We start from the raw sequence: 18,815 nt of genomic DNA on the forward strand, positions 1-18,815 counted from the left end.
GATTCGGTATGTACAACGGTTTATCCCTCATTCCAGCGTTCCGAGAATCTCGATGCTCTCAGTGATCGAGGCTGTCACCCGTCTGCCAGAATGACGTGCTGACTAGACCCCCTACATCCATCACTACTCCCAAAATATATCACCAGAAATACAATTCGGTTGTGCGGTCAGATCGCTCACGGATCCTCAGAATTCGCAAGCTTCAGCTGTATATACGGTATGTTCACATCTCTCTGAACCTACTAGTAGAAATTCACCCGGTAGTGTTCCGGGCGTATATTTCATATATTCGATGAAAGTAACCGCTATAGCCAGTTCCGACTCACGTATTCGAGCGTCACGTCGGACTGGTCGATGTACTCGGAGAGTTCGTGTACGATGTCTCCAACCTCTCGGGCCGAAAGTGTCTGATCCTTCTGAAAGAGAACGCCAGCTGTACCCCCAATATCCAACTGGGTAAAGAAGTCGTCGTCCTGAGTGAGAATGAGGCGGTTTGTCTCGCTTCCGTACGTAGCGATCGCTCCGTCGTCAGCGCCGAGACCGAGTTCTTCGACATCACCGACCCATTCGACATCGTGACCGAGTTTCCGCAAGTAGTTGATCGTCGCCTGCTCGACGTTTTCGTCAGCGAGGATGCGATACTCCATTAGTCACGCACACTGTCGGGATCAGTCGTCAAGTGGTCGTGTTCTTCAATCGCGGATTGCCGCTGGCGTTCGATCGTCCGCATCTCCTCGGGATGGTCGTGGTAGTACGTGAGCGCCCGATAGACATCGGCCACGTCGAGGTCGTGGCGATCGGCGACCGTTCTCGGGGAGAGTCCTCGGTCTTCGACCTGTTCTTTGAGGAACTGAACGGTAATCCGTCGGCCTTCGAGATGCGGCTCGTCGTGGATTTCCCGCACGATACGCCTCGTCACCTGGCTCATACTGTGCGTTACGCCGCCATCATACTTGAACGTCTGGACTGGGCTTTTGTCCGGTTTCACTTCCACCGGATCTACTAGTAGAAGCTCGTCCGGTAGTGTTCCGGGCGCACATTTCGACCGCATCGAGCGCTTGCTTTGCACGCCGTCCGCTTGCGAACCCCCAGCCAAACACTCAAGAATCGCGTACACGTATTTCAGGTATGGCGACGATAGAGATCGACGACGACGTTTACGAGGCGTTACAGCTCCCGGAGGGGGAGCGCTCGCCCGCGATGAAGCGGGAGTTGGCGGTATCGCTGTACGCCCGCGATATCCTCTCGTTCGGGAAAGCCCGTACGTTGGCGGAGATGTCGAAACGGGAGTTTCAGGAACTCCTCGGCGAACGTGAAATCGCCCGGCACTACGGCGAACGGGAACTCGAAGAAGATCTCGACTATGCCGGATAGCGGGCTGGTCGTTTCTGACACGTCGCCACTCCTGAACCTCGCGCTTATCGACCGTCTCGACCTTCTCCGAACGCAGTTCGCCGACGTTACCGTCCCACGCCGCGTCTGGGACGAACTGGCCGAGGGGGAGGAGGGTCTGGAACCGCTGCGAGAGTTACGCGATGACAGTTTCTTGCGCATCGTCGAGGTAGAGCGTTCGAACCTGTTCGTCGAAGTGTTTCACGAACTCGACCTCGGGGAGACGGCAGCAATCTGCTATGCGGTCGAACACGACGCTGACCTCGTTTTGCTTGACGAGCGGGACGGACGACGCGTCGCTCGGAGACACGACTTGGAGGTTACCGGCGTCATTGGTATTCTTCTTCGTGGAGCGAAAACCAATGAAGTAGAGTTGGAGCAGGAACTCGATGCTCTCCGCGAAGTCGGCTTTTGGATTTCCGACGACCTCTATGCACGCGCCCTCTCGGAAGTAGATGAGTAACAGTTCTGTCTGTCGGCGACCAACCGACGGGGCCGAGTCCACTCCCACCGGGCCTACTAGCAGAAACTCACCTGGTAGTGTTCCGGGCGTACATCCTTTCGATAGTATCGGAGATAGGCCGAACTGATATGCAGAATCCCTCCGAGAATCGTTCGTTCGGAGAGAGAACACGATAGGGTATTCGGATGTGTACCTCCGATAATGACCGACTCGTTCTGGTATCCGTCGGTCGAAGACGTCCTCGACATCCACGAGGACATTGTCTCGGAGTACCCGGACACCAGTTCAGGCGTCCAGCGCCGTGGCGACATCGAATTCGCCCTGGAGTACATCAGCGAAGGGAGCTTCGGGTCGGTCCCGAAGACGATCCACGAGAAGGCGTTTCACCTGCTTCGACTCCTCGTCGCCAACCATCCGTTCGTGGACGGCAACAAGCGAACCGCACTCACGAACCGCACTCAACGTGAGGGTCGTATTCTATCTGCTCAACGGTTATCGGTTCGAGTACGATGACGAAATGCGGGAGATACTGAAGCAGTTCGGAACGGACGAGACGACTGTCGATGAGAAAAACGTGCTCGAGTATCTCCGAACACACACGACCGAAGTCGATTTGAGCGAAGTGGTCGAACGATGGCGAGGCGGCCTCGTCGAGTATGGACTTGCTCAGCTATCCGGTGAATCATCGGACCCGAACGATTAACCGGATTCGTGGTCAAGAGGTATACATGGCGCCGGAAGAGAAGACGGGGGAACGAACGCCGCTCGACGACGTGATGGAGGATATTCGTCGAGAGCTCGTGTTGCGAGTCGCCAAGGCTGACCGGGACGAACATCGAGAGATCTACGACGCCCTCGAACACGAATAGCGTTATCACGTCCCTCTGTTCTCGATTCGCAGCACCGTGATTTTTCACTTCCTCCGCGGCTACTAGTAGTCTCTCGTCCAGTAGTGTCCCTGCCGAACCTCACCCTCGTACCAACACTACGTAGAGCACGGTCCGTGTCTTCCCAGTCGAGTCACTGCACGACGGTCACAGGGCTCAGTCGGCGCAGTAGCCCTCCAGCGACATCGCGCGGAGGACGTACCAGGCGTGGTCGCGCTGGCGGTTGTCGGAGAAGCGGAGCCACCACGGTGCGACGTCGGAACACTGCTCGGCGAGCAGCGACGCCATGTCCCGTATGCGCTGGTCGTCCTCGACCTGCTCCAGAGTCCCCCCGGCGATGACGCTCTGCCAGTCGTCCCGTCCCTCCCAGTCGTAGACGCACAGCGAGGCCTCCTCCGTCTCGACCAGGAACCGGCGCTTCCGGCTCTCGGTCTGGAACAGGAACTCCATCACGAAGGTCTTCGTCTCCCCCTCGTAGGCGTACGACATCGGAATCCCGTACGCCACGTCGTCCCGGGCCAGCGAGAGGAGCCCGTGGCCCGCCGAACGCAGGAAGTCGTCAATTTCCTCAGCCGCCATCTCGCGGCCGATGTATCCGAACACCATATTGGTCGATTCGTCAGCTAGAATAATAGCAGTGGTGTTAGGTACCACACAACAGCCAAGTGGCCCGACGGCTCACTCCGCCTCGAACAGCGTCGCGAGTCGGGAGGGGACGTCGGTGCGCTCGACTGCCTCGACGCTGTCGGGGTCGAGAGTCTCACCGGTGCCGGCCTCCTTGAAGCCAGTGCCGGTTGGGAGGAGGACGACCCGTTCTTCCGGCCCGACGTCGCCGCGCTCGGACAGGCGACGCACGCCCGCCAGCGTCGTCGCAGACGCCGGCTCGACGCAGACGCCCGCACGCGTTGCGAATTGCCGCTGGGCACGGCGAATCTCGTCGTCGGAGACAGAGAGGACGGCACCGCCGGTCTCCCGCGCGGCCGCCAGTGCGACGGTGCCGCTCGGCGGGGCCGGATTACCGATGGAGTGGGCGATAGTCTCCCCCACTTCCTCCGGCGCGAGCGTTCCCACCTCGTCGTCGTCGCCCTCGAACGCGCGGGTGATTGGGTCGGCGGCGGCCGTCTGCACGAGGTACAGCCGCGGCAGGTCGTCGATGAGACCCGCCGTTCGGAGGTCACGCACCCCCTGGTAGACGCCGCTCGCGAAGCCGCCCGAACTCGCCGGAAGCGCGAGCGCGTCGGGCTCGTCGGGGCGCAACTGCTCGTACACTTCGAAGACGGCAGTCCGGTAGCCGCTGGTTCGTGCGGGCGGGTCCGAGAGGTAGAACTCGACGGGGACGTCCTCCAGTCCCAGCACGTCGTCGTACAGCGCACCGTAGTCGCCGGAGACCCGGAGGACTGTCGGGCCGTACTGCTCGATGAGCGAGAGGCGGACGGCCGAAGTCTCCGCCGGGACTAGAACGACGCAGTCCGCCCCCACGCTCGCGGCGTGGGCGGCGGTGCTCATCGCCATGTTGCCGTAGGAGACGGTGCCGATGGCCTGCGCGTCGGTCTCGTCCCACTCCGAGACGGCGACGGCCGACCCCCGGTCCTTGTACGCCCCGGTCGGTTGCTCGCCCTCGTCCTTGATGAAGACGCGACAGCCGGCAACCGAATCCAGCCGCGGACTGCGAAGCAGCGGCGTCCCCCCGGCACCCGCGGCGAGACCGCGCGGCTCCGAGACAGGGAGTATCGGTGCGTAGCGCCACATCCCGTCGGCGTCCGTACAGTCGTCCCAGTCGAAGTCGGCCACGTCGATGTCGTACCAGACCGGCTCGCCGCAGTCACAGCGCCGCCGTCCGGCCTCCCGGTACCGGGTTCCACAGCGGTGGCAGCGGGTCGGTGTCGTCATGGACCCGCTACGGCGAGTGGCGGTATAGGTGGTCGGACTCGCCGCCCGAACGGTGTCTCGTCGTCGCACCCGTGAGACGTCCCGGCGTGCAGACAGATTCTTGACGGACAACGCCGTAGACCGAGGCGTCGAGGTACCCGTCGGGATGGCAGAGACCCTCTACAGCACGCTCGGGGTGGACGAGGACGCGGACGTGGAGACGATACGCCGTGCGTACAGGGAACTCGTCAAGGAGGCACACCCGGACGTGAGCGACGACCCCGACGCCAGCGAGCAGTTCAAGCGCCTGACGACCGCACGCGACGTGCTCACCGACAGCGAGGAACGCTCCCGGTACGACCGCCTGGGCCACGAGGAGTACGTCGCGAACCACGCCAGCTCGGACCTGTGGGCCAGCGAGTCGACCACAGAGTCCGATACCTCCCCGACGGCGCGACCCTCGCCATCGGCGGCCGGACGGTCGAGTCGCGGGGAGGCGTCCGACGGGTACGACCGGACGGCGTGGCTCGGCGACGACGGTGGCCCGACGAAGGCAGAGCGAACGGCCAGCAGCACCTACCGCAAGCGCCGGCACAGCGCCCGGAGCGGCCGGACAGCGACCACCGCGACCAGCGGCGAGGACTGGCAGTACGCCTCCAGGGCATACCGTCGGGTGAACACGGACGTCGGGGCGGGCGACCCTCCCCTTGGCCGGCGAATCCTCGGGGTCGTGCGGGCCGTCGGCCCCTGGCTGTTCATCCACGTCGTCTTCATCCTGAGCGCGGTAGCCACCGCCTGGGTCACCTTCGTGCAGGCGGACACGCACCTGGACCTTTCACTGCCCGCGCTCGTCGTGGTCGTCCTCGTCCTGGGGCTGGTGGTCTTCGTCTCGGTCGTCCACGTCATCTCGCAACTGTACTCCTGACGGGGACGATGGCAAGCCGTTTGTACGCGCCGCCGGTACGTGTGGGCATGGACGTACGCAGTGTTGCGGACCTCTCGCCCGCGGAGCGGGCCGCACTGTTCGAACGCGAGGCGGGCGTCGACGCGGTCCGCGAGGACGTCAGAGACATCCTTGACCGGGTGCAGGCGGAAGGCGACGTGGCCCTCCGGGAGTTCAGCAGCGAGTTCGACGGCGTCGACGTGGGGAACATCGACGTCACGGACCGCGCGGCGCGGGCCCGCGACCAGGTGAGCGACGACCTGCTGGCGGCCATCGAGACGGCCGCGACGAATATCCGGGCGTTTCACGAACGACAGATGCCCGACGACTGGCGCGAGGACTTCGACGGTCGGGAACTTGGGCGGCGCTATCGCCCGCTCGAAAGCGCCGGCGTCTACGCCCCCGGCGGAACCGCGGCCTACCCCTCCAGCGCGCTCATGGGCGTCATCCCGGCGAAGGTCGCCGGCGTCGAACACGTCGCCGTGGCGACGCCACCCGCCGAGGAGATGAACCCCGCGACGCTCGCGGCCATCGACGTGGCCGGAGCCGACGCCGTCTACCAGGTCGGCGGGGCCCAGGCCGTCGGCGCGCTCGCGTACGGCACTGAGACCGTCAGCGCCGTCGACGTCGTGGTCGGGCCGGGTAACCGCTGGGTGACGGCGGCGAAAGCCGAGGTCCGTGGGGACGTCGAGATAGACTTCCTGGCGGGGCCGAGCGAGTTGCTGGTCGTCGCCGACGGGACGGCCGACCCGGACCTGGTGGCGGCGGATCTCGTCGCGCAGGCCGAACACGACACCGACGCCTCCGTCGTGGCAGTTACCGACGACGCTGACCTGGCCGCGGCCATCGTCGACGCCGTCGAGGCACAGGTACCGGAGCGCGAGCGGGCCGACGTCATCGAGGGCGCGCTCGCCAGTGACGCCAGCGGCGTCTTCCTCGCCCGCTCGATGAGCGAGGCGGCACTGTTCGCCGAGGAGTACGCCGCCGAACACCTCGCCATCCAGGCCGAGGACGACGAGGAACTGCTGGACCGCATCGACAGCGCCGGGTCCGCGTTCCTGGGGCCGTACAGCCCGGTCGCCGCGGGCGACTACGCCAGCGGGCCGAACCACGTGCTGCCGACCGGTGGGCGCGCCCACCTCGTGGGCGGCCTCTCCGTCGACACGTTTCTGCGCTCGACGACCGTCCAGCGGCTCTCTGCGGACTCGCTGGGCGACCTCAGGGAGACGATAACGACGCTGGCGACGGCCGAAGGGCTGGAGGCTCACGCCGAGAGCGTCGAGAAGCGGTTCGAGTAGACCCAAAGTAGTTAACCGCCGGGCGGAGCTTACCCCTGGTATGAGTCCCCGAACGCGACGCGACGTGCTCCGCGCTACCGGCGGGCTGGCAGGCCTCGGGACGGCAGCCAGCATCGCGGGCTGTGGCATCTTCGGGGGCAGTGGAACCGAGGGGAGCGACGCCGACAGCCCCGCAGCGGACGTCCCCGACAGGGCGGGCGCGCTGCTGTCCGTAGACTTCCAGGCGCTGCGCGAGACGGAGTCGTTCGTCGACGCGGCGAACGCCGAACTGGGCGAGCGCGGTGGCGCGAACTCGCAGGTGCCGCCGTCGGTGACGGCCGCCCTGGACGGACTCGCGGGCGTCTACGACCTGGACCCGCGCCAACTAAACCGGGCGCTCGCGTTCGTCGGACGGGGAGCAGTCGAGACGCCGACGGAGACGCCGTCGCCTCCCTACTGGGGCGTTGTCGGCGACACGGACTGGGGCCGCGAGGAGATGCTGCGCTCGTTCCGGAACGCGGCACCCGCCAGAGTGAGGGAGGCGACACACGCGGGGACGACGGTGCTTGGCATCGGGCCGGAACACCTCGCCGTTCTCGGCGACGGGAAGGTCGTGCTGGGGAGCGAGACGGCCGTCCGGGACGGAGTCGACGTCGCGAACGGGACCGAAGGCGGCGTCGGTGGCCGCCTCCGCAGCGCGTTCGACGCCGCGAGCGGCCAGTACGTGCGCTTCGGCGTCGACCTGGACATGGCCGCCGTCGCCGCCCGGGTCCTCGGACAGCAGGCCGTCGACGCGGTGCCGTTCTCGGCCATCAGGTACGTCCGCGGCTCTGTCTTCGAGGACGGCGACCGCCGTGGCCTCCGCGTCGTGACGAAACTCGGCTCGGCGGGCAAGGCCGAACAGCTCTCGGCGCAGGTCGACAGCTTCGTCGGCATCGCCCGGGCACAGGGCCTCGACAGGCCCGCACTGCAGCCCTACGAGGGAGTGATTCGCGGTCTCGAAACGACCACGGACGGAAAACTCATGCGGGCGACCTACCGGGCCGACGACGGGGAGTTCGCGGCGGTCGTCGGCCACGTCCTCGCTTCGTTCCTGGTTGGAATCCGGAAGCAGTGACACTGCCGGGGAGATGAAAGAGTGACAAGGTTTAGGTAAGTGGCCACGAACCGGAATCTATGCACGACGATACGACCAGTAGACGGTCCGTACTGAAAGCGGGAGCGGCGGTGGCGAGCCTCGCCACCGTCGGCTCACTCAGCGGCTGTTCCTCCATTCCCTTCGTCGGTGGCGGTGGGGGCAGCGCGAACGCAGACCAGCGCATCGACAAGGTCCCGGCGGGTTCGACGTTCGTTCTCCACGTCAGCGTCTCTGCGATGCTCACCGACAGCACCGTCCAGGAGCGTGTGAACGGCCTGATCGACGAACAGGCGACCCAGAGCACCGGTCCGCAGAACATCACGGCAGCGCTCGACCAGGTGGAGGCCGAGTCGGGGCTCGACCCGCGGGACGTCACCGAGATGCTGGCGTTCGGCGACGCCGAGGGCAGCACGGCCGGGACCATCCTCTGGACGGAGTGGGAGGAGTCGGCGGTCACGTCCGCGATGTCGGACACGGAGTACTCCGAGGAGTCCTACGGCGACAAGACGGTCTACGTTCCGAGCTCGTCGTTCGGCGGCGGAACGTGGGCCGCGTTGCTCGAGGAGGGCACCTACGCCTTCGGGACCGAACAGAGCGTGAAGTCCATCATTGACACCTGGACGGGCAGCGCCGACGCCGCGAGCGGCGACGTCGAGACGGCCTACACCTCGGCACAGGGTGGCTACGTCCAGTTCGGGTTCGCAGTGCCCGAACAGCAACTCCCCGAGGGCGGGAGTGGCGGTTCCGGCGGTATGAACGCCCAGGCGCTCAACAACCTGCAGTACGGGTACGGCTCCGTCACAGACGGCGACAACGGCCGCGAGATGGTGGTCAACCTCGAAGCCGAGAACAACGACGCCGCGAGCGGAATCAAAGGCATCATCGACATCGGACTCGGGAGCTTCGAGCAGCAACTCCAGCAGACAGCCCAGGCACCGGGTGCCGACACAGAGAGCCTCCAGGAGTTCCAGACTGCACTGGAAAACGTCGAGACGAGCGTCGACGGGTCGACGGTGACCATCACGAACAGCGACGGTATCACCTTCGCCCTCGGGGCGCTGGCCGTCGCCTTCACCTTCGCCCTCGGGTTCGGCGGGACGGCCGTGGGCGGTACCTCCGTCACCTCGCCGTAACGGCCACCGAGCGGCCGTGACAGCACACGCCGTGGCAAACAATTAACATCGTCCACCTCCTGTCTACGTCCATGAGCAGTACCGCAGAGAGTCCCGATGGCGGCGAGACAGCCGTGTCGGTCACCGAATCGGCAGCGGAGGAGGCCCTCAACCTGATGGACCAGCAGGGGATGGACGTAGAGGAGGCCGGCCTCCGGCTGTACGTCCAGCAAGGTGGGTGTGCCGGGCTGTCGTACGGCATGCGGTTCGAGCACGAACCGGAATCGGAGGACACCATCACCGAACACGCGGGGCTGCGCGTGTTCGTCGACCCCGCCAGCATCGACTACATCGAGGGGTCGGTCCTCGCCTACGAGGGTGGATTGCAGGGTGCCGGATTCCACGTCGAGAACCCGAACGTGGTCAGCGAGTGTGGCTGCGGCGAGAGCTTCCGGACCTAGCCCTCCAGTTCGAACGCAACCTCGACCTCGGCCTGGTACTCCCGCCCCTCGACGCTCGCTATCTCGACGCCCTGTTCGACGACGTCGACCCAGTACACGTTGTCAAGCGTCGCCTCGGCCCGGTCTATCGCGTTCTCCGTCGCGTCTTCGAAGCTCTCCGAACTCGTCCCGATCAGCGTTATCTTCTTGAATACCATTGCGGGATATGTTGACACGCCCTACCGATAAAAAACCTGACCTGAACGACGAAAGTTTGCGTCCCGACTCGACGACCGTCGAGAACGAGATACCGAACAGCGGAAAATCGAGCTACTGGTAGTCGACTTCGCCTTCGCCCTCGCCGATCCACGCGCCGCGGTCGGGTTCGCGGGACTCCAGCGGGTCCATATCCTTGTACCACGGGACGTTCTTGAGTTCCTCCTTGTTGAAGGCGAACTCGTCTTTCGTGTCGGCGACGAACTCGAAGTTCTCCGTCAGGAGGATGGCGTCGACGGGACAGACTTCCTCACAGAGCCGGCAGTAGATGCACTGGCCGATGTGGAGGTTGTACTGCTCGCCGTTGCGCTGGTCGTCGGTGACAATCTGTATCGTGTCGTTCGGGCAGACGTTCTCGCACTGGCGACACCAGATGCACCGCTCCTGGCTGAACTTGTGGACGCCGCGGAACCGGGGGGAGACCTCCGGCGTTTCTTCGGGGTACTTGACGGTGAACGTCTTCCCGTCGAGCGCGTGCTTCATCGTCGTTGCCATACCTTTGAGGACTCCGATCATTGTGTGACACCTCCGAACATCAGACGATCACTCCGACGATAACCGCCGTCAGCACCAGGTTCGCGAAGGAGAGCACGAGCATCCCCTTCCAGCCGATCTGGATGAGCTGGTCGATGCGAACCCGGGGGACTGCCGAGCGGGCCCACTGCGTGAACAGGAACACCGCCCAGATCTTGATCATGAACCAGATGAACCCTGGCAGGACCGGCCCCGCCGGGCCACCCAGGAAGATGGTGGCGATGATGGCACCGCCGAGGAAGATGTGCAGGAACTCGCCGAGGTAGATGAGCACGAAGTACACCGACGAGTACTCGGTCTGGTACCCCGCGACAATCTCAGTCGGCGCTTCCGGGATGTCGAAGGGGTTCCGACCGATCTCCGCGAGGTTCGCGATCACGAACAGGACGAACGCGAACGGGTTGATGAACGCGAACCACGAGGGAATCGCGATGGGACCGAGCGCGAACAGCGTCTCCTGCTGTGCGGCGACGATTTCGCTCATCTGCAGCGTGCCCGTGAAGATGACGACGGACACGCCCGTCAGGACGAGCGGAATCTCGTAGGCGAGGTTCTGGGCCACCGCACGCAGTCCGCCCAGGAACGAGAACTTGTTGTTCGAGGAGTATCCCGCCATCACAAGCCCCAGCGACGCCAGCGACGCGATGGCGAAGACGTACGCCAGGCCGGTTTCGGGGTCGGCAAGCTGAAGGTTGATACCCAGAATCGACCCCATCGGGATGACCGCGTACCCGAGCAGCGCCGACGACGCCAGCACCAGGGGCGCGAGGTCCCAGGCCGGGCGGTCGACGCCCTCCGGCACGATCAGTTCCTTCGACAACAGACGGACGGAGTCGGCGACGATGATGAGCAGACCGAACGGGCCGATTCGCTCGACGGCAATCCGGTCGGTGAACGCTGCGGTAATCTTCCGCTTGGCCCACGGGCCGGCGACGGCCGTGTTCGCCAGCATGAGGCTCCCGATGATGGTCGCCCCGATGAGCGCCGCGATAATCTCGCCGGCGGTCCCCCCTATCGGGAGCACCCCGGCGAGCTGTTCGGGGAGCGTGACCATCAGCGGTCCACCTCCCCGAGGACGATGTCCAGGCTGCCGAGGGAGGCGATCATGTCGGGGATGTACTCGCCCTCGGACATGACCGGCAGGGTCTGGAGGTTACAGAAGCACGGGCTGCGAATCTTGAATCGTGCAGGCTTGTCCGTCCCGTCCGAGCGGATGTAGATGCCGAGTTCGCCCTTCGCACCCTCGACGGCGCGGTAGATTTCGGTGTCGGGGTCCGGCTTGAGCGTCCGGGGGACGTTGGACTGTATCTCGCGGTCCTCCTCCGGCCAGTCCTCCAGCAGGTCGACACACTGTTCGATGATGCGGCCGGACTGCTCCATCTCGCGCAGGCGGACCGAGGCACGCGCGAAGTTGTCGCAGCCGTCGTCCGTGACGACGTCCCAGTCGAGTTCGTCGTAGTAGCCGTACGGGTCGTCGCGGCGCAGGTCGTAGTCGATGCCGGAGCCGCGGGCGACCGGTCCGGTCGCGCCGTAGCTCTTCGCCTCCTCCGGGGGGAGGACGCCGGTGTCGACGACGCGCATCTGGAACAGTTCGTTCGAGGTCAGGAGGTTGTGGTACTCCTCCAGGCGCTGTGGCAGTTCGTCGAGGAAGTCGCGGGTCTTCTCGAAGAACTCCTCGCGGGGCTCGGGCAGGTCCCACGCGACGCCACCCAGGCGCATGTAGTTGAACATCAGCCGCTGCCCGGTCAGGTCCTCCAGGATGTTCTGGATGACCTCGCGGTCGCGGATGGCGTACATGAAGATGGCCGTGAAGTCGCCGTAGATGTCCAGCGCGAAGGTCGCAACCGCCAGCAGGTGCGCGGCGATGCGACACAGCTCCGCGGACATCGTCCGGATGACCTGCGCGTACTCGGGGACGTCGATGTCCGCGAGGTCCTCGGCCGCGCGGGCGTAGGCCCACTCGTTGAGGATGCCGGCCGAGATGTAGTCCCACCGGTCGGGGTAGGGCATTATCTGGTGGCGGTAGGTCGACTGCTGGCACATCTGCTCCTCGCAGCGGTGCAGGTAGCCCATGTCCGGCTCGATGTCGGCCACCTGCTCGCCGTCCAGCGTCGTCTTGACGTGGAGGACGCCGTGTGTCGCCGGGTGGTGCGGACCGATGTTGACGAACATCGTGTCCGGGTCGTCCGGAATCTGGGTCTTGTCCTCCATCGGGTTCGCGTGCTCCCGCAGGGGGACAATCTGTGGCTTGTCCTGATTGTAGTCCATCGAGAGCGGGTGGCCCTGCCAGGTCTCCGGGAGCAGAATCCGGCGGAGGTCAGGGTGGCCCTCGTACTCGATGCCGACGAGGTCGTAGGCCTCCCGCTCGTGCCAGTTCGCGGTGTCGAAGACGCCAGCGGCCGACTCGCTGACGGGGTCGTCGCGCGACGTGGGGACGACGATGGATATCTCCTGGGTCCGGTCGTCGAACTTCGTCAGGTGGTAGATAGATTCGTAGCGGTCCTGATAGTCCTGTGCGGTGACCAGCGAGAGGTGGTCGAAGCCGGCCTCCTCTTTGAGCGTCGAGAGAACCGCCTCCACCTCGTCGGGGCGGATGACGAAGGCCTCGGCGTTGACGTGTTCCTCGCGGTCGATGACGTGGTCGCCCAGCAGCTCGGCCAGTTCGTCGTAGTCGACCGAGCCGTCCTCCGTGACGCCCGCTTCGAGTTCTGGGCGGTCGGGTTCTTCTAGACTCATGCGAGACACCTCCAGTGTCGAGCATGAGTAGACGAGTCACAGCCCGCGGAGCGAAGCGAGCAGGAATGTCTTGGCGTGCTCATGGCGAATCAACCCAGTTGTACCGCATGACGAGGTCGTCCTCGTCGATGTCGTCGGTGAGTTTCTCGACGAGTTCGTCCTGTTCGAGGTCGCCGAACTGTTCGAGTTCGTAGGGCTTGACCGTCACCGGCGACGTCTCGCCGTTTGCGACGCGCTCCTGCAGTTTCGCGATGCCGTAGATGAGCGCCTCGGGGCGGGGCGGGCAACCGGGGACGTGGATGTCCACCGGGATGACCTCCTCGGCTCCCTTGATGACGTTGTACCCCTCCTGGAACGGGCCGCCGGAGATGGTACACGACCCCATCGAGACGACGAACTTCGGCTCGGCCATCTGGTCGTAGACCCGCTGCATCCGGGGAGCGAACTTGGAGACGATAGTCCCCGGGACGATGATGACGTCCGCCTGTCGCGGCGAGGCGCGTGGGACCCCCGCGCCGAACCGGTCGAGGTCGTGTTTGACCGCGTACGTGTGCATCATCTCGATAGAACAGCAGGCGATACCGAACAGCAGCATGAACATCGAGGACCCCCGCACCCAGTTCATGAACTTGTCGAACTTGGTGAGGATGAAGGGGGTGTGCCCGAATGCCTGCCGGAGCTTCGAGTTGAATCGGTTATCGACGCCCTCGCCCATCCGGGCCTCCTGCGTCGACTGTGCCTGTGCAAGCGTGTCGTGTAGCTCTTTTTCTTTACTCATGATTGTTGCTCTACGCGCTGTCTATCAGCCCGGGGACTCCGCACCCACTCGACTGCGCCCTTGCGCCACGCCCAGACGAGGCCGACGACCAGGATGCCGACGAACAGCAGCATCGGCCCGAGCGCGCGCCAGAGGCCGACCTGGTTGATTGCGTCCTGGTAGACGACGGTCCACGGGAAGATGAGGACGGTCTCGATGTCGAAGACGACGAACAGCAGCGCGACCATGTAGTACTGGATGTTGAACCGAATCGCGCGGCTGCTCCCCGTCGGGACCTCCCCACTCTCGTAGGTGGCACGTTTCCCCTGTTCGGGTACGCTGGGCCGCAACAGCGCCGATGCCACCATCATCACGACCGGGATGGCGACGGCCACGAGCGCCAGTGCCCCGATGGCTATCCATGCGTTTGCCATACTGGTTTCTCCTGTCGTCTTTGGTTTTGGAGCGGTCCCATATAAGGGTTGATTCTTCCCATTTGTCGCGGTTCCGTGCCCGAAACCGCCGCAGACGCCTACCAGCGTCCGACAGCCGACATGTCGCCACGCTCCCGCGCCTGTCAATCTCTGCCACAACCGCTCGCTCACGTGACACTCCAGCTTCACTTTCTCCGGCGAAATCTGCCGTGACAGTGGACGAACGGCCACCCGACGTCGCGGCCACGACGGCGATAGTCACGACGTCATGACCGGGGGTGCTGGAGAGCGAGCGAACAGGGTGGCTCCGGCGGCGGAGCCTCCGTCGTCACTCGTAGTTCTCGCGGAAGCCGGGGGTGCCGAGTTCGTGGAGTGCGCGCGATACCTCCGCGACGCCCGTCTGGAGGTCGTCGTGGTAGGCCACCAGTCGCTCGCGGAGCTCCTCGTGCTGGCAGGAGAGAATCTGTGCGGCCGACAGCGCCGCGTTGAACGACTTTCCCGCGTCGACGGCCGTGAGCGGTGCCCCCTGTGGCATGCCGATGACGGAGTCGACGGACTTCTCCTGGACGGGGACGCCGATGACCGGCAGCGGATAGGCGATGGAGGCGGTCATGTTCGGCAGGTCCGCCGACTTGCCGCCCGCGCCCGCGATGATGACCTCGATGCCGCGGTCCACAGCCGTCTCGCCGTAGGCGTACATCAGTTCCGGCGTCCTGTGGGCCGAGACCACGAACGTCTCGAAAGTGAACCGCTCCTCGGGCGGGTTCTCGTAGTCGGTCTGCTCGGCGAACCCGAGATGCTCCTTGAAGGCGTCGTAGGCCCCAGGCCGCCCCTCCTCGGAGCCGGCCATCACGTCGAGGTCCGAGTCCGAACCCATGACGACGCCCACGTCCGGCGTGTCGGCGGCCGGGCGGTCCTCGTCGGCCTGTGTCTCCAGTTCGTCGATGAGCGACTGCAACTGGTCGTTCATGTCCGCCCCTCCGTCTGCCGCTCCCCTAAGCGTTGCTGGTCGGCCGTCGGCCTGCCTCCCAATCTCAAATCTGGTAATTGCGGAGGTAGATTCAAGCGCGTGTGAGCGATACCCACGGTCGACATGGGAGAGAAGGTTGCCGTCACGGACGTGAAGGCGGACCTCGCGACGGCGGTGGGGCTGCTCGCGCTCAGCGACTGTACCGTCGCAGAGGCGGCCCAGCGCGCCGGCGTGACCCGCTGGGAACTCGAAGACGCCCTCGACCGCGGCGACCTGGCCGAGCGCCTGGGCGTCGAACGGGAGGGGAACGTGGCCGCCGACATCGACAAACTCCTCGACGAACGGTCACCGTGAGTCTCAGTCACCGAAGGTGAGGCCGTCACGGACCCCCCGCACACGGGCCAGCAGGTCGTCACGCGATTCGTCCCCGGCACCGACGAGCGTGACGTGTCCCATCTTGCGCAGGCGGTAGACCTCGCGCTTGCCGTACCAGTGCAGAGCCAGACGCTCGGTCGCGAGCGCGTCGGCCGCGCCGTCGACGCTGGCCGGCTGACGGTCCTCGACGTCGCCGAGGACGTTCGCCGAGACGGTCGGGTCCCTGAGTTCGGTGGTCCCGAGCGGCAGCCCTGTCACGGCGCGGGCGTGTTGCTCGAACTGGGAGGTGTGACAGCCCTCGATGGTCCAGTGCCCGGAGTTGTGGGGTCGCGGCGCGATTTCGTTCAGGAGAATCTCGCCGCCGGTCGTCTCGAACAGTTCGATGCCGTAGACGCCCCGGCCGTCCATCGCGTCGAGGACGTCCAGTGCAACCTCTCGGGCGCGCTCGCGCACGCCTTCGTCGGTCCGAGCAGGCGCGACCGACTCCCGGAGTATCTCCTCGCGGTGGATGGTCTCGGTGACGGGGAAGGTGTCGCGCTCGCCGTCGCCGACGCACCCGATGACGGCGAGTTCCCGCGCGTAGTCGACGAACTCCTCGACCATCGCCGGGCCCTCGATGGCGTCGAACGCCGCGTCGACGTCGTCCGGCGACTCGACGGGGACGTTCCCGCGGCCGTCGTAGCCGCCTTCCCGGGCCTTGAGCATCGCCGGGTAGCCGAGGTCGTCGAGTGCCTCGCGGAGGTCAGCGACCGAGTCGACCGCCCGGTAGGCAGGGACGGGGACGCCGGCCTCGCTGAGGCGTTCCTTCTGGACGAACTTGTCCTGAATCGTCCGGAGCGTCTCGGGATGGGGGTGGACCGGCGTGTCCGTCTCCGCTGCGATTCGCTCCATCGCGTCCGGGTCGGCGAGTTCTATCTCGAAGGTGAGATAGTCCGAGCGTTCGGCGACGGCGCGGATGGTCTCCGGGTCGTCGAAGTCGCCGACGACCTGCTCGCGCGCGACGGGCGAGGCCGGTGCGTCGGGAGTAGGGTCGGAGACGACGAGGTCGATACCCAGCGGCGCGGCGGCCTCGGCCAGCATCCGGCCGAGTTGGCCGCCGCCGACGACGCCGAGCGTCGTACCGGGAGCACTGCGTGTCATTGTCGCCGGAGTGTGCACCCGACGGTCAAAAGCGTTCGCTCATGTCGCCACCGCCCAGCCCACCTCGTCCACCCGGTCCTCGCGGACCCAGACCGTCACCTGGTGGCCGTACTTGAACCACTCGAAGGTCCGGGAGACGTACTGCTCGTTCAACTGCTCTTTCGGGACCGAGTCGTCTGCGGTGTTGGTGACGAGCAGCGGCGGCGGGTTCTGCGAGACGGTGTCACGCAGCGCGGACGTGGAGTTCTCGCAGGTGACGTTCGCGTCGGCCTTCTCGACGTACCACGGCAGCGGCAGGCTGGAGTACCACCCGGTCCCGAGACATATCGGGCGCGTCAATAACGTCGGTTCGTTGCCGACCAGCGGCCGGTCGGAGAACGACGCCTCGGAGTAGACGAGGACGTCCGGATTCTCCGTGCCCGCGATGGCGTTGATGGCGTCGATTGCGTCCCGTGCGTCGGCCTCCGCCTGTGCGTACTGGGCGAGCGTGTTGTCGGTGGAGGTGGTGTCGACGTAGGAACTGCCGACCGCCGTCGCGCCGACCTGCGCGACCAGCAGGAGGAGGATGAACCCGACGACGAGACCGGCTATCGGGTCGCGGTTCTCGGTGGCTGTCTTGCCAAAGCGGGCGAAACGGGCGATGCCGACCGCGGCGGGAATCGCCATCGGGAGGAGCACGTGGACGTGGAGCCAGTGTGCGCCGCCGATGTCGTCGGCCAGCGGGTAGCCGAGCAGCGAGACGATGCCGATGTAGCCGGCGAATATCACGAGGTTGCGCGAGGTGGCACGGCCGTAGCGCTCCCAGAAGAAGCCGATGACGCCGAAGACGAGGACGACGACCCCGTGCGTGGCGAGCACGTCGATGTCCCGGCCGATGTTGGTGAGGTAGGTGCTGACGAGCGACTCGTCCTCGCCGCCCGCGGGACTGCCCCAGTGGTCGAGTGCGGCGTCGGCCGCGCCCTGGAGCGTGTCGACGGCGTAGCCGGGGAAACTCAGTGGCTGCCCCAGCGCCTCGTACAGTCCCGTCGCGCCCGCGGACGGTGCCGTCGGGGGTCGCTGGAGACCCGCCAGCCCCGCGCCGCGGTCGGCGTAGAAGAAGACGAGGACGCCGACGAGCACCACCGCCAGACCGACGCCGTGGCCGACGTAGTACTTGAGGTAGCCGACCGACAGCCGGTCGGTGACGGCGTCTTTCGCCGCGGCGAAGCCGCTGCGGTAGGTCCGGGGGCGGTACAGCCCCTGGTCGACGAGAAGCGCCGTGGCACCGAGCCACGTCAGCACGTAGACGATGGCGTTCTCCTTCGAGGCAAACCCCATCCCGACGAAGACCATCGCCGCGTACAGCAGGCCGACCCGCCGGGTGTCGTAGTAGCGGACAAATAGCGCGAAGGCCGTGAACATGAACGCTGCCAGGAGCACGTCGCTGCGCATGAACCGCGAGTAGTACAGCAGAATCGAGTTCGCCGAGAGAAAGAGGGCGAAGACGATGGTCTCGTCCTTCCGCAGGTGCTCGCGAAAGAGCAAGGCGGTGGCCGGAAGCAGGCCGCCCGCCAGGGCGACCGGCAGGCGCGCGAGGAAGTCGCTCGCGCCGAACGTCGCGAAGGTGAAGGCGTTGACAATCTGGATGAACGGGCCGTGGACGACCGGGCGGTAGGTCAGCGACCCGCTCTCGATGTAGTGCAGCGACCAGTAGGCGACCCGGCTCTCGTCGAAGTGCATCGGGCGGGCACCGAGGCCGACGAGGCGGACCAGGACGGCCAGCGCGGTGATGACTGCGACGGCGCGGACGAGGTCTACCGAGGCGAGGTACTCGCGGGCGGCGTCGACCCGCTGCCACGCGGGCGACTCCGGTTGGGACTGCGGTTCCCGCGTCGGTGTGGTCGGGGCGTCCGCCGCTGTCGGCGGCCCCCCGTCGCCGTCGGGGATGGAGGAGCGTCCGTCCCCGGCGGGCACCTCGTCGGCCGGCCCGGGGTCGTCGGACCCCTCGTCCGGGGACTCGTCGTCGGGGCCTGGCATATCCGCACACGCGAGTCCGACCGTTAAAACCGGTGCGGTTGCGAACGGCCACGCGT

General features: G+C 65.7%; 23 protein-coding genes. 10 read left to right on the top strand and 13 right to left on the bottom strand.

Annotated elements, in window-relative coordinates; genetic code table 11:
• Positions 1–305: 305 nt before the first annotated feature.
• Positions 306–647 carry a DUF5615 family PIN-like protein gene (locus WDJ57_RS19730; RefSeq protein ID WP_338902720.1) on the bottom strand — a complete coding sequence of 114 codons (342 nt, stop codon included), beginning with the start codon at positions 645–647 and terminating at the stop codon, positions 306–308.
• Positions 647–928, bottom strand: coding sequence for a DUF433 domain-containing protein (locus WDJ57_RS19735; RefSeq protein ID WP_338902721.1), 282 nt, complete (start codon positions 926–928; stop codon positions 647–649). The genes WDJ57_RS19730 and WDJ57_RS19735 overlap by 1 nt, the downstream gene beginning before the upstream one ends.
• 200 nt (positions 929–1,128) lie before the next feature.
• Between WDJ57_RS19735 and WDJ57_RS19740 the strand changes: the two genes are divergently transcribed.
• The 4 genes from WDJ57_RS19740 (at position 1,129) to WDJ57_RS19755 (ending at position 2,724) form a co-directional block, all read left to right on the top strand.
• Complete coding sequence (locus WDJ57_RS19740) at positions 1,129–1,374, top strand: UPF0175 family protein (protein WP_338902722.1); 246 nt, start codon at positions 1,129–1,131, stop codon at positions 1,372–1,374.
• Positions 1,364–1,855 (top strand): DUF3368 domain-containing protein, encoded by a 492-nt coding sequence (locus WDJ57_RS19745; protein WP_338902724.1) that lies wholly within the window; start codon positions 1,364–1,366, stop codon positions 1,853–1,855. The genes WDJ57_RS19740 and WDJ57_RS19745 overlap by 11 nt, the downstream gene beginning before the upstream one ends.
• 201 nt (positions 1,856–2,056) lie before the next feature.
• Complete coding sequence (locus tag WDJ57_RS19750) at positions 2,057–2,368, top strand: type II toxin-antitoxin system death-on-curing family toxin (RefSeq protein ID WP_338902726.1); 312 nt, start codon at positions 2,057–2,059, stop codon at positions 2,366–2,368.
• Between the two features lie 215 nt (positions 2,369–2,583).
• Positions 2,584–2,724, top strand: coding sequence for a hypothetical protein (locus WDJ57_RS19755; protein ID WP_338902727.1), 141 nt, complete (start codon positions 2,584–2,586; stop codon positions 2,722–2,724).
• A gap of 174 nt (positions 2,725–2,898) precedes the next feature.
• Here the strand turns inward: WDJ57_RS19755 and WDJ57_RS19760 are convergent, their stop codons facing one another.
• Together WDJ57_RS19760 and WDJ57_RS19765 are read right to left on the bottom strand one after the other, a co-directional pair.
• Positions 2,899–3,348, bottom strand: coding sequence for a pyridoxamine 5'-phosphate oxidase family protein (locus WDJ57_RS19760; protein WP_338902728.1), 450 nt, complete (start codon positions 3,346–3,348; stop codon positions 2,899–2,901).
• A 72-nt stretch (positions 3,349–3,420) separates the two neighbouring features.
• Complete coding sequence (locus WDJ57_RS19765; protein WP_338902730.1) at positions 3,421–4,632, bottom strand: threonine synthase; 1,212 nt, start codon at positions 4,630–4,632, stop codon at positions 3,421–3,423.
• Positions 4,633–4,777: 145 nt separating this feature from the next.
• Between WDJ57_RS19765 and WDJ57_RS19770 the strand changes: the two genes are divergently transcribed.
• The 5 genes from WDJ57_RS19770 (at position 4,778) to WDJ57_RS19790 (ending at position 9,542) form a co-directional block, all read left to right on the top strand.
• On the top strand, positions 4,778–5,536 hold the full coding sequence (locus WDJ57_RS19770) for a DnaJ domain-containing protein (protein ID WP_338902732.1): 759 nt from the start codon (positions 4,778–4,780) through the stop codon (positions 5,534–5,536).
• A 47-nt stretch (positions 5,537–5,583) separates the two neighbouring features.
• The gene (gene hisD, locus WDJ57_RS19775) at positions 5,584–6,852 is read left to right on the top strand and encodes a histidinol dehydrogenase (RefSeq protein WP_338902733.1); all 1,269 of its coding nucleotides are present in this window, start codon (positions 5,584–5,586) and stop codon (positions 6,850–6,852) included.
• Positions 6,853–6,892: 40 nt separating this feature from the next.
• A complete protein-coding gene (locus WDJ57_RS19780) occupies positions 6,893–7,948 on the top strand; it encodes a hypothetical protein (RefSeq protein WP_338902734.1) in 1,056 nt (351 codons plus the stop codon).
• 59 nt (positions 7,949–8,007) lie between these two features.
• A complete protein-coding gene (locus WDJ57_RS19785) occupies positions 8,008–9,102 on the top strand; it encodes a hypothetical protein (RefSeq protein ID WP_338902735.1) in 1,095 nt (364 codons plus the stop codon).
• Positions 9,103–9,173: 71 nt separating this feature from the next.
• Entirely contained in the window at positions 9,174–9,542 is a 369-nt protein-coding gene (locus WDJ57_RS19790; protein ID WP_338902736.1) for a HesB/IscA family protein, read from the top strand.
• Here the strand turns inward: WDJ57_RS19790 and WDJ57_RS19795 are convergent.
• From WDJ57_RS19795 to WDJ57_RS19825, 7 genes are all read right to left on the bottom strand, one after another.
• The gene (locus WDJ57_RS19795) at positions 9,539–9,739 is read right to left on the bottom strand and encodes a dodecin (RefSeq protein WP_338902737.1); all 201 of its coding nucleotides are present in this window, start codon (positions 9,737–9,739) and stop codon (positions 9,539–9,541) included. The genes WDJ57_RS19790 and WDJ57_RS19795 overlap by 4 nt on opposite strands.
• Before the next feature lie 112 nt (positions 9,740–9,851).
• Positions 9,852–10,313, bottom strand: a complete 462-nt coding sequence (locus WDJ57_RS19800) for a NuoI/complex I 23 kDa subunit family protein (protein WP_338902738.1) — start codon at positions 10,311–10,313, stop codon at positions 9,852–9,854.
• 19 nt (positions 10,314–10,332) lie between these two features.
• On the bottom strand, positions 10,333–11,385 hold the full coding sequence (locus WDJ57_RS19805; RefSeq protein ID WP_338902739.1) for a complex I subunit 1/NuoH family protein: 1,053 nt from the start codon (positions 11,383–11,385) through the stop codon (positions 10,333–10,335).
• A complete protein-coding gene (locus tag WDJ57_RS19810) occupies positions 11,385–13,067 on the bottom strand; it encodes an NADH-quinone oxidoreductase subunit D (RefSeq protein WP_338902740.1) in 1,683 nt (560 codons plus the stop codon). Before WDJ57_RS19810 ends, WDJ57_RS19805 begins: the two co-directional genes overlap by 1 nt.
• Before the next feature lie 79 nt (positions 13,068–13,146).
• A complete protein-coding gene (locus WDJ57_RS19815; protein ID WP_338902741.1) occupies positions 13,147–13,845 on the bottom strand; it encodes an NADH-quinone oxidoreductase subunit B in 699 nt (232 codons plus the stop codon).
• Positions 13,842–14,258 (bottom strand): NADH-quinone oxidoreductase subunit A, encoded by a 417-nt coding sequence (locus tag WDJ57_RS19820; RefSeq protein WP_338902742.1) that lies wholly within the window; start codon positions 14,256–14,258, stop codon positions 13,842–13,844. The genes WDJ57_RS19815 and WDJ57_RS19820 overlap by 4 nt, the downstream gene beginning before the upstream one ends.
• A gap of 328 nt (positions 14,259–14,586) precedes the next feature.
• On the bottom strand, positions 14,587–15,228 hold the full coding sequence (locus WDJ57_RS19825; RefSeq protein ID WP_338902743.1) for an AIR carboxylase family protein: 642 nt from the start codon (positions 15,226–15,228) through the stop codon (positions 14,587–14,589).
• Positions 15,229–15,351: 123 nt separating this feature from the next.
• Here WDJ57_RS19825 and WDJ57_RS19830 point away from each other — a divergent pair, with 123 nt between their 5' ends.
• Positions 15,352–15,582, top strand: coding sequence for a hypothetical protein (locus tag WDJ57_RS19830; protein ID WP_338902744.1), 231 nt, complete (start codon positions 15,352–15,354; stop codon positions 15,580–15,582).
• 3 nt (positions 15,583–15,585) lie between these two features.
• On the opposite strand, the gene WDJ57_RS19835 is transcribed toward WDJ57_RS19830, so the two are convergent.
• Together WDJ57_RS19835 and WDJ57_RS19840 are read right to left on the bottom strand one after the other, a co-directional pair.
• Complete coding sequence (locus WDJ57_RS19835; RefSeq protein ID WP_338902745.1) at positions 15,586–16,743, bottom strand: 5-(carboxyamino)imidazole ribonucleotide synthase; 1,158 nt, start codon at positions 16,741–16,743, stop codon at positions 15,586–15,588.
• Positions 16,744–16,782: 39 nt separating this feature from the next.
• Entirely contained in the window at positions 16,783–18,759 is a 1,977-nt protein-coding gene (locus WDJ57_RS19840; RefSeq protein ID WP_338902746.1) for a flippase activity-associated protein Agl23, read from the bottom strand.
• Positions 18,760–18,815 lie beyond the last annotated feature (56 nt).

It is taken from the genome of Salinibaculum sp. SYNS191, from assembly GCF_037338445.1.
GTDB lineage: Archaea > Halobacteriota > Halobacteria > Halobacteriales > Haloarculaceae > Salinibaculum > Salinibaculum marinum.